The organism is Ligilactobacillus sp. UO.C109 (assembly GCF_026847815.1).
In the GTDB taxonomy this organism is placed as follows: Bacteria; Bacillota; Bacilli; order Lactobacillales; family Lactobacillaceae; genus Ligilactobacillus; species Ligilactobacillus salivarius.
This window is the reverse complement of record NZ_JAPSFH010000027.1, coordinates 365,187-381,176: the sequence shown is the minus strand read 5'-3', so window position 1 is coordinate 381,176 and position 15,990 is coordinate 365,187. Positions and strand designations below refer to the sequence as shown.

Annotated in this window: 15 protein-coding genes; all 15 read left to right on the top strand. The window is 33.4% G+C overall.

Annotated features, from left to right (window positions below):
- Positions 1 to 6 precede the first annotated feature (6 nt).
- The 15 genes from pepT (at position 7) to mnmA (ending at position 15,909) form a co-directional block, all read left to right on the top strand.
- Complete coding sequence (gene pepT / locus OZJ21_RS06070) at positions 7 to 1,248, top strand: peptidase T (RefSeq protein ID WP_003700187.1); 1,242 nt, start codon at positions 7 to 9, stop codon at positions 1,246 to 1,248.
- A gap of 55 nt (positions 1,249 to 1,303) precedes the next feature.
- Complete coding sequence (locus OZJ21_RS06065) at positions 1,304 to 1,960, top strand: DNA alkylation repair protein (protein ID WP_081530426.1); 657 nt, start codon at positions 1,304 to 1,306, stop codon at positions 1,958 to 1,960.
- Between the two features lie 100 nt (positions 1,961 to 2,060).
- Positions 2,061 to 2,993 carry a DMT family transporter gene (locus OZJ21_RS06060; RefSeq protein WP_003704348.1) on the top strand — a complete coding sequence of 311 codons (933 nt, stop codon included), beginning with the start codon at positions 2,061 to 2,063 and terminating at the stop codon, positions 2,991 to 2,993.
- A gap of 81 nt (positions 2,994 to 3,074) precedes the next feature.
- Positions 3,075 to 4,331, top strand: a complete 1,257-nt coding sequence (locus OZJ21_RS06055; RefSeq protein WP_003707807.1) for a tetratricopeptide repeat protein — start codon at positions 3,075 to 3,077, stop codon at positions 4,329 to 4,331.
- Between the two features lie 382 nt (positions 4,332 to 4,713).
- A complete protein-coding gene (gene hisS / locus OZJ21_RS06050; RefSeq protein WP_003707806.1) occupies positions 4,714 to 6,009 on the top strand; it encodes a histidine--tRNA ligase in 1,296 nt (431 codons plus the stop codon).
- A gap of 2 nt (positions 6,010 to 6,011) precedes the next feature.
- Positions 6,012 to 7,784, top strand: coding sequence for an aspartate--tRNA ligase (gene aspS / locus OZJ21_RS06045; protein WP_003707804.1), 1,773 nt, complete (start codon positions 6,012 to 6,014; stop codon positions 7,782 to 7,784).
- Between the two features lie 131 nt (positions 7,785 to 7,915).
- A complete protein-coding gene (locus OZJ21_RS06040) occupies positions 7,916 to 8,833 on the top strand; it encodes a magnesium transporter CorA family protein (protein WP_003706264.1) in 918 nt (305 codons plus the stop codon).
- 359 nt (positions 8,834 to 9,192) lie between these two features.
- A complete protein-coding gene (locus tag OZJ21_RS06035; RefSeq protein ID WP_201897323.1) occupies positions 9,193 to 10,560 on the top strand; it encodes a Na+/H+ antiporter NhaC family protein in 1,368 nt (455 codons plus the stop codon).
- Positions 10,561 to 10,693: 133 nt separating this feature from the next.
- Positions 10,694 to 11,671 (top strand): diaminopimelate epimerase, encoded by a 978-nt coding sequence (gene dapF / locus OZJ21_RS06030; protein ID WP_003706268.1) that lies wholly within the window; start codon positions 10,694 to 10,696, stop codon positions 11,669 to 11,671.
- Between the two features lie 11 nt (positions 11,672 to 11,682).
- A complete protein-coding gene (locus OZJ21_RS06025; RefSeq protein ID WP_003704380.1) occupies positions 11,683 to 12,219 on the top strand; it encodes an NUDIX hydrolase in 537 nt (178 codons plus the stop codon).
- Positions 12,220 to 12,228: 9 nt separating this feature from the next.
- Positions 12,229 to 12,450, top strand: coding sequence for a hypothetical protein (locus OZJ21_RS06020; RefSeq protein WP_011476001.1), 222 nt, complete (start codon positions 12,229 to 12,231; stop codon positions 12,448 to 12,450).
- Between the two features lie 20 nt (positions 12,451 to 12,470).
- Entirely contained in the window at positions 12,471 to 13,157 is a 687-nt protein-coding gene (locus OZJ21_RS06015; protein WP_011476002.1) for a 5'-methylthioadenosine/adenosylhomocysteine nucleosidase, read from the top strand.
- Between the two features lie 15 nt (positions 13,158 to 13,172).
- Positions 13,173 to 14,315, top strand: coding sequence for a cysteine desulfurase family protein (locus OZJ21_RS06010; protein ID WP_081530430.1), 1,143 nt, complete (start codon positions 13,173 to 13,175; stop codon positions 14,313 to 14,315).
- Positions 14,316 to 14,327: 12 nt separating this feature from the next.
- Positions 14,328 to 14,669, top strand: coding sequence for a DUF1831 domain-containing protein (locus OZJ21_RS06005; protein WP_003700201.1), 342 nt, complete (start codon positions 14,328 to 14,330; stop codon positions 14,667 to 14,669).
- A 112-nt stretch (positions 14,670 to 14,781) separates the two neighbouring features.
- Positions 14,782 to 15,909, top strand: a complete 1,128-nt coding sequence (gene mnmA / locus OZJ21_RS06000; protein WP_003704383.1) for a tRNA 2-thiouridine(34) synthase MnmA — start codon at positions 14,782 to 14,784, stop codon at positions 15,907 to 15,909.
- Positions 15,910 to 15,990: the final 81 nt, after the last annotated feature.

Below are 15,990 nucleotides of genomic sequence, written 5' to 3'. Positions count from 1 at the left end.
TCGAAAATGGCAAAATATGAAAATTTAGTTACTAGATTTTTGAAATATGTAAAAACAGAAACTCGTTCAAATGAGGATTCAACAACAATCCCTTCAACTCAAACACAAGTTGAATTTATTAAGGAACTTGCTAATGAGCTTAAAGGATTAGGACTACAAAATGTTCATATTTCTGATGAAAGTGGATATGTATTTGCTACTTTACCAAGTAATCTAGAAGATGATGCTAATACTAAAGTAGTAGGTTTCATTTCTCACGTTGATACAGCAGACTTTAATGCACATAATGTTCAACCTCAAATAGTAGAAAATTACGATGGAGAATCTGATATTAAGTTAGATGAAGCAGGTAATTTTGTGCTAACAACAGCAGAATTTCCTAACCTAAAGAATTATAAAGGTCATGATTTGATAACAACAGATGGTTCAACTTTATTGGGTGCTGACGATAAATCTGGTGTAGCCGAAATTATGTCTGCAATGGAATATTTGCAAGCACATCCAGAAATTAAACACGGCGAAATTAAAGTTGGTTTTGGTCCTGATGAAGAAATTGGTACAGGTGCTGATAATTTCAATGTTGAAGACTTCGGTGCTGATATTGCCTACACAGTAGACGGTGGTCCTTTGGGTGAATTAGAATATGAAACTTTCAATGCTGCTCAAGCTAAGTTGACATTCAAAGGAAAAGATGTGCATACAGGTACTGCTAAGAATGTAATGGTAAATGCTATTCAATTAGCAATTAATTACCAAAACTCACTTCCAGCAGATGAAGTTCCAGAAAAGACTGAAGGTAGAGAAGGATTCTTCCATTTATTTAAATTTGATGGATCTGTTGAAGAAGCACATACAACTTACATCATTCGTGATCATGATAGAAAGCATTTTGAAGAACGTAAGCAATTGATGTTAGACATCGCCGAAAGAATGAATACTGAACTAGGTGAAGAACGTGTAGTTATTGATTTACAAGACCAATACTACAATATGCGTGAAGTATTAGAAAAAGACATGACAGCAGTTGACATTGCTAAGGAAGCTATGGAAGATTTAGGAATAACTCCTGAAATTTATCCAGTTCGTGGTGGTACAGATGGTTCCAAGATTTCATTCATGGGATTGCCAACACCAAATCTTTTTGCTGGTGGCGAAAATATGCATGGACGTTATGAATATGTATCTACACAAGTAATGGAAAAAGCTACAGATGTAATTTTAGAAATCGTTAAGTTGTTAGCAAAATAATTGAGTATGAATCTATCAGATTTCGGTCTGGTAGATTTTTTTAAGGAGAAAAATCATGGCAAGTGTTCAATGGGTTGAAAATGAATTTGAAAAACATAGAAATCTAGATAATGCTTTACATATGGTAAAATACATGCGCAACCAATTTGATTTTTATGGGATAAAAACACCTGAGCGTAGGAGTATATATAAGGATATTATAAGAGAAGCAAAGAAAGCTGAAAGTATAGATTGGCAATTGTTAAATGAATGCTGGAATAATGATTATCGAGAATTCCAATATTTTGTGTGTGATTACCTTAAAGCGTTGCAAAAGTTTTTAGTTTTTGATGATATCGATAAAATTAGACCTTTTATTGAAACTAAACAGTGGTGGGACACGATAGATAGTTTAGATACTGTTATCGGCAATATTAATGATTCAAGGGTTAATGACTTAATGCTTAAATGGTCTGTGAGCGATGATATTTGGTTTAGAAGAATTGCAATTAATCATCAACGAGGTAGAAAAGATAAAACCGATACTGTACTTCTAGAGAAGATATTAATTAATAACTTAAATAATAATGAGTTTTTTATTAATAAAGCAATAGGTTGGGCGTTAAGAGATTATTCTAAGAAAAATACGGATTGGGTTAAGAATTTTATTGCTAAATATAACCCTGGATTAAGTACTTTAAGCATTAGAGAAGCTAGTAAATACCTTGAATAAATGATAAAAAAGTTAATATAATTAGAGAAATATAATTGAAAAATATAAGTTTCTTACTATATAATTAATTAGTTATAACAATTTATGAGGTGATTATTTTATGAAGTCTTCATCTAAAGTTATGAAGGGTATCTTCTGGTCAGCTGTCGCTTCAGCAACATGGGGTATTTCAGGGACCACAATCCAATTTATCTCACAGAATCAACATATTCCGACAGATTGGTTCCTTTCGACACGTACATTAGGTTCAGGAACCATTCTTCTAATAATTAGTTTTATTTTATATGGTAAGAAAACATTTAATGTATTTTCAACATGGAAAAGTTTTGGTCACTTGTTTGCTTATGCAACTTTAGGGTTAATGGCAAACTTATTGACATTCTACTTAGCAATCCAAAGTGGTAATGCTTCTGCAGCAACAATCTTACAATACTTAAGTCCACTTTTTATAGTTCTAGGTGGTATTTTTATTAAACATCAAAGACCTTTATCAACAGACTTGATAGCATTTATCATTTCACTGTTGGGTGTTTTACTGGCAATTACAAAGGGTGATTTAACCCAAATGTCTATCCCAATGAATTCATTTTTATGGGGACTAGGTTCAGGTATTACTGCTGCTTTCTATGTTGTTTTACCTAGACCAATTGCTCAAGATAATCCACCATTGGTAGTATTGGGCTGGGGTACATTCATCGCTGGAGTGTTATTCAATTTATACCATCCAGTTTGGATAAACACACCACACATTACATCAACTGTGGTCTTATCTATTTCCACTGTTATTTTAGTAGGAACAATCATTCCATTTGGATTACTTTTATATAGTTCTAGATTTGCTCCTTCTGATGTTATTAGTATTATGGATGCCTTACAGCCAGTAACAACTTCAATCTTAAGTGTGATTTTCTTAGGATTAGAAATGAACTGGGTAGAAATAGTAGGTATTATCTTGGTAATTGTTGCAATTTATATTTTGCAACGTGGCCGTCGAAATATGGAAAAAATCAATTATCGTGAAGATGAATTTTAAAGTGTAGAGTAAATCTACACTTTTTTTGTAGGATTTATGCTATAATTTTATTCGACAATTTTGAAAGGGGTACGTGTATTAATGACTTATGCTGAAAAGGTATTAGATGAAATTGAAAAAGGAAATTATGAAGAAGCACGTAAACATTTTGGCTGGTCTTTAAGAAAAGATTCAGATGATATGATATATAGTTTGGCAGAAGAATTATATTCTTTGGGATTTTCTAATATGGCCAAACGTGCCTATCAAACCCTATTGGAACGTTATCCTGACGAAGATAGTTTGAAAACAGCTTTGGCAGACATCGCCATTAGTGAAGGTGAAGATGATGAAGCTTTAGAATATTTAAGTAGTATTACACCTGATTCTGAAGCATATCTTCAAGCTTTATTAGTTTCAGCAGATTTATATCAAACACAAGGAATGTTTGAAGTAAGTGAACAAAAATTATTACAAGCATTAGATCTAGCTCCAGATGAAGAAATTATACGTTTTGCCTTAGCAGAATTGTATTACAATATCAAACAATACAAACAAGCAATTCCTATTTACTTAGATCTTATCAAGCAAGGTAATTTCTCAATTTCACAAGTAAATTTGGTACAGAGATTGGGAATGTCGTATGCTTTATCAGGGCAATTTGAAAAAGCCTTGGCATACTTAGAACAAATTCATAGCGAAGAAAGAGACGATGATACACAGTTCCAATTAGGAATTACTCAATATGAATTGGGACATATTGAAGATGCAATCAGTAGTTTTGAAAAGTTAAGAGATACTTCTCCAGATTATGCTACAACTTACTCATATTTAGCGGTAGCTTATGAAAAAGAAGGTCAACTTCAAAAGGCATTAACAACCTTACAAGAGGGAATTGCAGTAGATGAATACAATATAAAGTTGTATCAAAAGGCTAGTGAGTTAGCTGCTAAATTAGGTCAACGTGATGAAGCTGAGCGTTATTTACTAATAGCCTTAGATCAGGAACCTGATAATTTAACAATTGTAATTATGTTGAGTAATTTACTTATTGAGTATGGAAAATTCGAACAAAATATTGAATTACTAACAGATTATCTAGATCAAGATGAAATCGACCCTCAACTATATTGGAACTTAGGTCGTTCATATGCTAATTTAGATAACTATGATGATGCCATTAAGTATTATGATGCGGCTTCTGAACAAATTTCATCGTTAGAATTCTTAAAAGATGCTGCAATTTTTTATCGTAATGCTGGCAATAGACAAAAAGCTAAGATGTTCGTTGATGAATATCTAGTAAGTCAACCTAATGATAGTGAAATGTTAGAATTACAAGATGAATTGTTATATTAGGTAAAGTTTTGTACTAACGATTATGATTTTAGGATATAAAAGTCATTGTTTCTATGTTATAATATACCGGTATTAATTAATAATTATGACTATAGATATTGACAAAATTAATTTTTGTCAGTATTCTCTAATTTAGATTTAAAGCCGAATGAAAGAAGAGTATCTAAACAATCGTTGACAGAGAATGGATGATTGGTGAAAATTCCAGCTATGATTTTTAGAGAAAGACACTTTTTAGGTATATATGTAATGTATATCGTTAGCCGCGTTAACGCTAGAGAGCATAAAATCAAGGTGGTACCGTGCAACTAGCACCCTTGTTGTCTATCAAACCGGGTAGATAACAGGGGTGCTTTTCGGTTTAATAAGGGAGGAAATTTTAATGAAGTATCAACGTCCTAAAGGAACAGCTGATATTTTGCCAAGCGAATCTGCAAAATGGCAATATGTAGAAGAAAAAGCTCGAGAATTGTTTAAAAAATATCGCTATGAAGAAATGAGAACACCAATTTTCGAAAGCTTCGAAGTTTTTTCACGCACATCTGGTGAAACTTCAGATATCGTTACTAAAGAAATGTATGATTTCTACGATAAAGGTGATCGTCATATAACTCTACGTCCAGAAGGAACAGCTGGGGTTGTAAGAAGTTTTGTAGAAAATAAATTATATGGTCCAGAAGTTCAAAAACCATTCAAAACTTATTATATGGGACCTATGTTCCGTTATGAACGTCCACAATCTGGTCGTTTACGTGAATTCCATCAAATCGGTGTAGAAGCATTTGGTGTTGATAATCCAACATTAGATGTTGAAGTTATGGCAATGGCAGTAGATTTACTAAAGAGTTTTGGCTTAAATAGTTTACGTGTAGCTGTAAACACATTAGGAGATCTTGAAACTCGTAACAACTATCGTCAAGCTTTAATTGACTATCTAGAACCATTTGAAGCTGAATTATCAGACGATTCCAAGGAAAGATTACATAAGAATCCTTTACGTGTACTAGATAGTAAAGATGAAAAGGATAAAGAAATTGTTGCTAATGCACCTTCTATTTTAGATTACTTAACAGAAGATGCACAAAAACATTTTGAAACTGTAAAGAGTCTATTGAATGATTTAGGTATTGAATACGTAATCGATAGTAACATGGTACGTGGTTTAGACTACTACAACCATACTATTTTTGAAATTATGAGTGACTCCAAAGCATTCAATGGTAAATGGACTACAGTTTGTGCTGGTGGTCATTACAGTGGCTTAGTAGAACAATTAGGTGGCCCACAAACACCAGGTGTCGGTTTTGGATTAGGTGTTGAAAGATTACTATTAATCTTAGATGCAGAAGAAGATGCTTTACCAATTGAAAATCCACTAGATGTTTATGTAGTAGGAATTGGCGATGTAACTAATGCAGTAACTTTGAAATTAGTTCAAAATCTTCGCCATCAAGGATTTACAGCAGACAGAGATTACCTTAATCGAAAACCTAAAGGACAATTTAAGTCTGCAAACCGTTTAAATGCAAGATTCACTTTAACTATCGGTGAAACTGAGCTTCAAGAACAAGAAGCAAATCTCAAATTTATGGAAAATGGTAATGAAATTTCTGTAAAACTTGCGGATGTAGAAAATGATTTTGCAAGTCTAGAAAAATTAGCAGTAGAAGGGGAATAAGAATGAGAAGAACAACTTATGCAGGATTAGTTGATGAAAAATATCTTGATCAAGAAGTTTGCCTAAAAGGTTGGGTACAAAAGCGTAGAAATTTAGGTAACTTAATTTTTATTGACTTACGTGATATTGAAGGGATTGTTCAATTGGTATTTAGCCAAGAATTCAATCCTGAAGCTTTAAAGGTTGCTGAACAATTACGTAGTGAATATGTCATTGAAGTTAAGGGTAAAGTAGTGGCTAGAGGAGAAAAAGCTATTAACCCTAACATGAGAACAGGTAAAGTTGAAGTTGAAGTTTCAGATATTGAAATTTTAAACAAGGCCAAGACAACTCCGTTTGATATTGCAGATGATATTAATGCATCAGATGATTTACGTTTACAATATCGTTATCTTGATTTACGTCGTCCAGAAATGCAAAAAGCTTTGATGATACGTAATCGTATTACTCAAACTGTTCATAGCTACTTGGATGAAAATCACTTTTTAGATATTGAAACACCATATTTGACACGTTCAACTCCAGAAGGTGCACGTGATTACCTTGTACCTTCACGTGTATATCCAGGTCATTTCTATGCTTTACCACAATCACCACAATTGTTCAAGCAATTATTAATGGGTGCAGGTTATGATCGTTATTACCAAATTGCACGTTGCTTCCGCGATGAAGATTTACGTGGTGACCGTCAACCTGAATTTACACAAATTGATATTGAAACTTCCTTTATGTCTGCTGAAGAAATTCAAGAAATGACAGAAGGATTATTGAAGCGTGTTATGAAGGAAACTTTAGATGTTGATATCAAGACACCAATTCAAAGAATTACTTGGAATGAAGCAATGGACAGATTTGGTTCTGACAAGCCAGATATTAGATTTGGTATGGAATTAAAAGATATGTCTGGTGCAGTTCAAAATGCTGGTTTCAAAGTCTTTGATATGACACTTGAAAATGGTGGTCAAGTAAAAGCTATCACTGTTCCAGGTGGTGCTGACAAGTATTCACGTAAACAAATTGAAGAAAAGCAAGAATACATTAAGCGTTTTGGAGCTAAAGGATTAGCTTGGGTAAAAGTTACTGATGATGGGTTAACTGGACCAATTGCTAAATTCTTTACTGAAAGAGCTGAAGACATTAAAGCAGCAGCAGAAGCTAAGAGTGGAGACTTGATTTTATTCGTAGCATCTAACCGTAAAGTAGTAGCAGATTCTTTAGGTTACTTGCGTGTAGCAATTGCTAAAGAAATGGATATGATTAATAAAGATGAATTTGCATTTATCTGGGTTGTAGACTGGCCATTATTTGAATATAGTGAAGAGTTTAATAGATATATCGCTGCTCATCATCCATTTACAATGCCTAATGAAGAAGATTTAGATTTATTAGAAACTGATCCTCACAAATGCCATGCTCAAAGTTATGATATTGTACTTAATGGTTATGAATTGGGTGGTGGATCAATCCGTATCCACAGACGTGATATTCAAGAAGCGATGTTTAAGGCTTTAGGATTCACAAAAGAAAAAGCAGAAGAACAATTTGGTTGGTTCATGGATGCATTAGACTTTGGTTTCCCTCCACACGGTGGTTTAGCTTTAGGTTTAGATAGATTTGCGATGTTACTTGCAGGCAAAGATAATATTCGTGAAGTTATCGCATTCCCTAAGAATTCCAAGGCTTCTGAACCATTGACACATGCTCCAAGTACTGTAGCTCCAAAACAATTGGATGAACTATACTTGAAGACAGATGTTCCTGAAGAAGATGAATAATTAATTAAGAGTATGAATTTGACGATATTCAGATTCATACTCTTTTTTCAATAATTACTTGTAGTAAACATAATAGTAAGGTAATATTATCAAGTATGGTATTTAGATATATAAAAAGATGAGGTGAGAGAATGATAACGCGTCAAGAAATAAATGGAAAGTCACCATTAAATTATAGTTGGTACGATATTAAAAATATTGATGATAATGATATTGTAAAATTGAAGAAAAGGTTTCATTTTACGCCGACTATTATTTCATATGTTGCCGATAGAAACGAACGTCCTCACTATGATCACGATAGCTTAACTCATAGTGAATTAATAGTATACGATGTTCCTATTTGGCCAGAAGAAAAATCTGATCATTTTACGACTCGTCCTCTAATTTTTCTATTACAAGGAACTACAGTATATACTTTTCACACTAATGCTACTGAGGATATATTTGAAGAGTTTAAAGAAGAACGCGCTCATGAAGCACAAGATGCTACGGAATTTATCATGCTATTCTTACTTCATGTAACTCAATATTTCCAACGAGCTCTAACACAATTAAATCATCAATTAAATGAGTTAGATAGAAGATTGAATACTAAAATTAAAAATAAAGATTTATTGGAATTAGCACAAATGGAAAGAAGTTTAGTTTTTGTTTCAAGTAGTGCTAGAACTAATTTGATGATGTTAGAAGATTTGGAGAACACACCGATGTCTTGGCAAATTACTAAGTCAGCTCAAGAAAGATTAGATGATGTTTTGATTGAAGCTGAGCAGGCCTCAAGAACGGTTGAAATTTCTAATGAAGTGACAGAAAAAATTTCTAAGACATCAAATAATATCTTGAATAATAACTTGAACGATACAATGAAGTTCTTAACAGTGTGGTCCTTGATTTTAACTATTCCAACCATTATTACAGGTTTCTTTGGAATGAACGTTAAATTACCAATTTTAAACAACGGATTTGACTGGATTTTAGTAGTTTTCGTTAACTTTTTATTGATGGGTGGATTATATCTCTACTTGAAAAAGAATGATTTTATTTAAAAAATATTTGACAAGAAATTTATCTATGTTAAACTAACTTTATCTTATTAATGATTTAATTAGACTTTAATCTGGGTGTCAGAAAGCTAATGGGTGATGCGAATTAGTCAGGATTAAATGGTCGAAATACATATAAGTTCGGTTAGTAGGACCGTTATTGCCTACATGGAGTGGAACTTTAACAGTTCAATGTGGGTGGTACCACGGTTATTTAGATCGTCCCAGTTATACATTATTGTATGACTGGGATTTTTTTATGGAAGGATTGATCGAAATGGGCAACAAAAATTGCGGAGGCATTATCCGATATTGGAAGCTAGATTAATAATTTAATTTAGTTACTAATGGAGGAATGTAAAATGAAAAAATTTAGTTTAAAAGAGTCAGTAGGAATTTTACTATTATTACTAATTATTTTAGCAGGTGGAGTAAATCAAGGCCTATCTCCAGAAACTCCTGTATTAACAGTTATTGCAATTTTAATTTTAATCGCTAAACTACATGGTGCTGACTGGGAAAAAATTCACAAAGGAATTAAAGAAGGTATCAGTACTGCATTAATCCCAATCTTTATCTTTATACTAATTGGGATCCTAATAGCTGTTTGGATTAAAGCAGGAATTATCCCAGCATTAATGGTTGTTGGTTTTAAATTAATAAGCGTTAAGTTCTTTGTGCCTTCTGTTTTTCTTGTATGTGCTTTAGTTGGTGCTTCAATTGGGAGTGGGTTTACAACGATTTCTACAATTGGAATTGCTCTTTTTGGAATGGGAATCACAATGAATATGAACCCAGCATTAGTTACAGGAGCAATTTTATCTGGTGCGATATTCGGTGATAAGACATCGCCATTATCTGACTCAACTAACTTAGCTTCAGCAATTTCTGGAACAGATTTATTTGCTCATATTAAAAATTTAATGTGGACTACGATCCCAGCTTTATTAATTTCTTTAGTAGTTTTTGTATTTATTGGTCAAGGGAAAAAAGAACCTGACTTTGCTAAAATAGATGCAACTATGAAAATTCTTAGTCAAAACTTCTCAATTTCATGGGTTGCTGCTATTCCTGTAATCTTAATGTTTTTATGTGCATGGTTTAAAATCCCAGCAATTCCAACTTTATTTATAAATATTGCTGTTTCAACCGGAATTATTTTAGTAAATAATCCTCATATTTCACTAAAAGGATTAGCTGCTTTAATGGAAACAGGATATGTAGCTCATACTAAGAATGAAGCAGTAAATGCATTACTGACTAGAGGTGGAATCTCTAACATGATGGGAACTGTTTCTTTGATTATAACAACATTAGCACTTGGTGGTTTACTAATGGAATTAGGAATTATTCAAACTGCGATGGAACCACTAATTCAAAGATTAAATAGACCAGGGAAATTAGTTCTAAGTACTATCCTTGCAGGAATTGGAATAAATCTTTTTGTTGGTGAACAATACCTATCTGTTATTCTTCCAGGTAGAGCTTTCAAGGATGCATTTGATAGAGTAGGTTTAGCTCCATTAGCACTTGGACGTGTCTTGGAAGATGGTGGTAGTGTAATCAACTACCTCATTCCTTGGGGCGTTGCAGGATCTTTTGCAGCCTCAACCTTAGGTGTTCCAGTGCTAGAATTCTTACCATTTACTTTATTTGCATTACTATCACCAATTCTTTCAGTAATTAGTGGATATACTGGAATTGGTTTAAAGATGAAGAAAGAAAATTAATTTTATATAATATATAATTCTGATAGCCGTCTATAGTTAGTTTCAAACTAATAATAGATGGTTTTTCTTTCGCAAATTAACGTAAAGTTTGGTATGATAAACTTAAAATGCACATTTTATGGAGGAAAGTAGAATGGAAATGCTTAAAGTACATGGTTCTGGTAATGATTTTTTCATTCTTGATGAAGATAATCTTGAAGAGCCTTTAACAGAAGAAGAACTTATTCAATTAGCACAAAAGGTCTGTGATCGCGATACAGGGTTACATGGTGGTGCTGACGGTGTCTTATATGTCCAAGCTGGTCATGAAGGCACAGATGGCAGAATGCGTGTTATAAATGCTGATGGTAGTGAAGCAAGTATGTGTGGAAATGGTATTAGAACTGTTGCTCGCTACTTAAGCGAAAAGAAAAATTTAGCAGAATTTAAAATTCAAACGATGCATGCTGATCTTGAAGTAAAAAAAGCTGATAAACTTGCAGAAAAGGTTCCAGCATTTGATGCGGAAATTTCCCCAGTTAGTTTCGATGCACAAGATTTACTAATGCATGTAGGTAAAGAAAAATTAATAGATGATTATATTCCAGAGTTATCAGAAACAATTAAATTTTCTGCAGTAGCAGTTCCTAATCCACATTTGATTGCATTTGTTGATCATGAAACATTGATGGGTGAAGAATTAGGAAGAATTGCTAGTTATTTAAATAACGGAAACAATCCAATTTTCCCTGATGGTGTAAATGTAAGTTTTGTTGAAATTCTAGAACCAGGCAAGATTTTTGTTCGCACATTTGAACGTGGGGTAGGTTTCACAAATGCGTGTGGTACAGCGATGTCAGCTTCAAGTTTGATGTATGTCCTACTACATTCTGACCAAATTGACTTTGAAAAGTTGATTACAGTTATTAATCCTGGTGGTATGGTAAGAACAATGGTTCATAAACGCGAAAATGGTGACTATTGGATGTCATTGATTGGTAATGCGACAGAAGTGGCTAAGGTTAATATTTCTCAAGCAGATGCAATCAATGGTAACTTTGATAATTTCACATGGAATGAAACTGGTGAGCAAGCAGCTTATGAGGCATTTATTGCTCAACTTCACAGATAGAAGGAAAAATTATGGAATTTGAAGAAAAAGTAAAAAAAGTAGAACATGTTTTTGATGGTAAAATAATTGATTTAGATATTGAAACGGTAGAACTCCCAAATGGCAAAGAAGCCAAACGAGAAATTATCCGTCATCAAGGTGCGGTTGCAATTATTGCAATTACTGACGAAAATAAAATGGTATTCATCAAACAATGGCGAGCACCTTTAGGCCAGGTAACTCTGGAAGTACCTGCTGGTAAAATAGAACCTGGTGAGGATCCAAATGTAACGGCAGTTAGAGAATTAAATGAAGAAACTCGCTTTGAAGCTGATAAATTAGAATTTATCAATACTTTCTATACATCGCCAGGTTTTGCAGATGAAAAGATGTACATGTATCATGCTGTAAATCTAAAACCAGTTAAGGATGAACTACCACAAGATAGTGATGAATTTCTTGAATTAGTAGAATTATCACTACCTGAAGTAGAACAAGCAATTGCGGAAGGCTTAATCTGTGACAGTAAAACATTAATTGCAGTTATGTACTGGAAATTAATGCAATAGAGGTGGAAAATGGACGAAAAGCCACAATTAAGGCGTAGAAATAAAGTAGATGATGTTCAGGAAGATTCTGAATTAGAAGGTCTAAGTCGAACAGGTTCTAGAAAACTACGCGAATCAAATGAAGAAAATTATAAGAAAAACCGATTAAAAGCAAGACTAAATATGATAATTGCGGGATTAATTTTAGCGATTATTATAGTATACTTGATAATGTTTTTCGTTAATTTTTAGTAAAGGAATGAATTTTTTTAATGAAGTATGGAATAATTTGTGCAATGGAAGAAGAAATAAAATCTCTAGTAGCACAATTAGAAGATAAAAAACAAGATACAATTGGTGGAATTGATTTTTACAGTGGTACGATTAACGGAAAAGAAGTAGTACTTACTCGCTCCGGAATTGGTAAAGTTCAAGCCGGTGTAACAACAGGTCTGTTAATTGCTAATTATAAAGTAGATGCTGTTATCAATTCTGGTTCTGCTGGTGGTATTGGTGAAGGATTACATGTTGGTGATGTGGTTCTTTCTACAGGTGCTGCTTACCATGATGCAGATGCAACTGCTTTTGGTTATAAACCAGGACAATTACCACAACAACCTCAAATTTATACTGCAGATAAAGATTTATTAGAAGCAATATCTAAAGCAGCCAAAGAATCTAATTTAGTGGCTAAAGAAGGATTAATTGTTACTGGTGATCAATTTGTATCTTCTAGCGAAAAAATTGCAGCAATTAAAGAAATTTATCCAGATGCTTTGTCTTGTGAAATGGAAGGAGCAGCAATCGCTCAAGTTGCTTATCAATTCTCAGTGCCATTCTTAATCATTCGCGCGATGTCTGATGTCGGTGATGAAGATGCTGGACAAAGCTTTGATGAATTTATCATAGAAGCTGGTAAAAAATCAGCAAATATGATTTTAAACTTTTTAAAAAAATAATGTAAGGTGAGAAAGTTGAAGTATATTTACTTAGATAATGCAGGCACAACTCCAATGGCTACAAAAGTTGTTGAGAAGATGACTGAAACTATGACCAATACTTTCGGCAACGCTTCTGCCGTAAATTATTATGGTCGTCAAGCACGTGCTATCTTAGATAATAGTCGTCACGTAATAGCTGAGTCAATTAACGCTAAAAATGACAATGAAATTGTATTTACTAGTGGCGGTACAGAAAGTGACAACACTGCTATTATCCAAACAGCAATGGCTAGAAAAAATGAAGGTCGTCATTTGATTACTACAGCAATTGAACATGAAGCAGTTCTAAAACCAATGGCATATTTAGAACAAGAAGGCTTTGAAGTTACTTATCTTCCAGTTGATGAGTATGGTCAAATTAATTTAGATGATCTAAAACAAGCTATCAGACCAGATACAATTTTAGTATCTATTATGATGGGTAATAATGAAGTTGGAAGTCATCTCCCTATTAAAGAAATAGGTAAAATTGTAGCCCCAACTAATGCTTGGTTCCATACAGATTCAGTTCAAACTTATGGTGCACTTGATATAGATGTTCAAGATTTAAAAGTTGATTTATTATCAGTGTCTGCACATAAATTGAATGGCCCTAAAATGTTAGGATTTCTATATCGCAGAGATGGAATTAATTTCCCATCCTTAATCAAAGGTGGCGATCAAGAATTAAAGCGTCGTGCAGGAACTGAGAATGTACCAGCAATTGCAGGTTTTGCAGAAGCTGTTAGTTTATTACCAGCAGAAGTAAAAGAAGAACATCGCCAAAAATACTTATCTTTTAAACATCAATTGATGGATGGATTAAAGGAAAATGGAATTGACTTTGAGATTAATGGGCATCTTGAAGAAAATCAATTACCTCAAATTATTAGTATCTGGTTTAAAGGCTTTGCTAGTGATAGTTTACTAACTAACCTTGATTTAAGTGGGATTTCAGCAGCTGCTGGTTCAGCATGTACAGCTGGCTCATTGGAACCTTCTCATGTTTTAGCAGCAATGTATGGTGAAGATAGTCCAAGAGTTGCTGAATCCTTACGTTTTAGTTTTGGAATCAATAATACTAGTGAGGACATTGATTACTTGATTAAGACGTTAGTAAAAATTATTAAGAAATAGAGGGGATTTATTATGGCATATGGCACAACAGCAAAAATATTAGGAGATACAAAGACATACAAACTTTCTACTAATGTTAAGAGATTTCCACTACGCGATGCAGGCTTTATAGAGTCTAAGGGTGGTAAATTTCAATTAGAACGTTCATTAGATCCATATTCTCCTTTCAATCAAGGATATAAATTAAAAGTCGCAATTCAAGCTGACATGAAGAACTTTAAGATGGTTACTTTAACAGCTAATGGAATGCGCGAAGTAAATATTTTTAAAGGTAATGACAACCAAGGTAATATTGAACAATTAGAATTTATCATTAATGATTTAAAGGAAAGGAAAATCCTAGAAGAAGTTTAGGATGTATTTATGCTTGATATTAATGGTAATAATAGCTATAATGTAGCTTACTGAACAAAAACGACCTTCAAATCGTGAAATTCAGAATATATTGAAATGATGGTGATTTTTTGTGAAAGACAAGAGTCAAATTCGTGTCGTTGTAGGAATGAGTGGTGGAGTTGATTCTTCAGTTTCTGCTTACTTATTGAAACAACAAGGATATGACGTTGTTGGTGTATTTATGAAGAACTGGGATGATAAGAATGATAGTGGTGTCTGTACAGTAACAGAAGACTATCAAGACGTAGCTAAAGTTGCTAGTCAAATTGGTATTCCTTATTACTCAGTTAACTTTGAAAAGGAATATTGGGATAGAGTATTCACATATTTCCTTGATGAATATAAAAATGGACGTACTCCAAATCCTGATATTATGTGTAATAAAGAAGTTAAGTTTAAAGCTTTCTTAGATTACGCAATGTCTATTGATGCAGATTATATTGCAATGGGACACTATGCACAATTGCGTCGTGATGAAGATGGCAGAGTGCATTTACTACGTGGAGCAGATGATAACAAGGATCAAACTTATTTCTTGAGTCAGCTTTCACAAGAACAATTACAAAAAGTAATGTTCCCAATTGGACACTTACAAAAATCAGAAGTGAGAAGAATTGCTGAAGAAGCAGGTTTAGCAACTGCTAAAAAGAAAGATTCAACTGGAATTTGCTTTATCGGTGAACGTAACTTTAGTAAATTCTTAGGTGAGTTCTTACCTGCTCAACCAGGTGAAATGGTAACTCTTGACGGTGAAGTAAAGGGAAATCATTTTGGCTTGATGAACTATACTATTGGTCAACGTAAAGGCTTAGGTATCGGTGGCGATGGTAAGAGTAATGAACCATGGTTTGTTATCGGTAAAGATTTGAAGACAAATACTTTATTAGTAGGACAAGGCTACCACAATGAACATTTATACGCTAATAGTTTAGATGCTTCAAAGTTGAGTTTTGTTGACGATATTTCTGATCGCGGCGATGAGTTTCATTGTACAGCTAAGTTCCGTTATCGCCAAAAAGATACAGGCGTTACAGTTAAATTTAATGAAGATCGTACAAAGGTTGAAGTTATTTTTGACGAACCTGTACGTGCTATTACTCCTGGACAAGAAGTTGTATTTTATGATGGTGAAGAATGTCTAGGTAGTGGAACTATTGACCACGCATATAAGGAAAGTAAATTATTACAATACGTATAATTTTGATAAAGAGGATTGCTATTAAGTGATCCTCTTTATTTTTAAATAAAAGGTCAAACTTAGTCAAACTTTAAAAAAGAT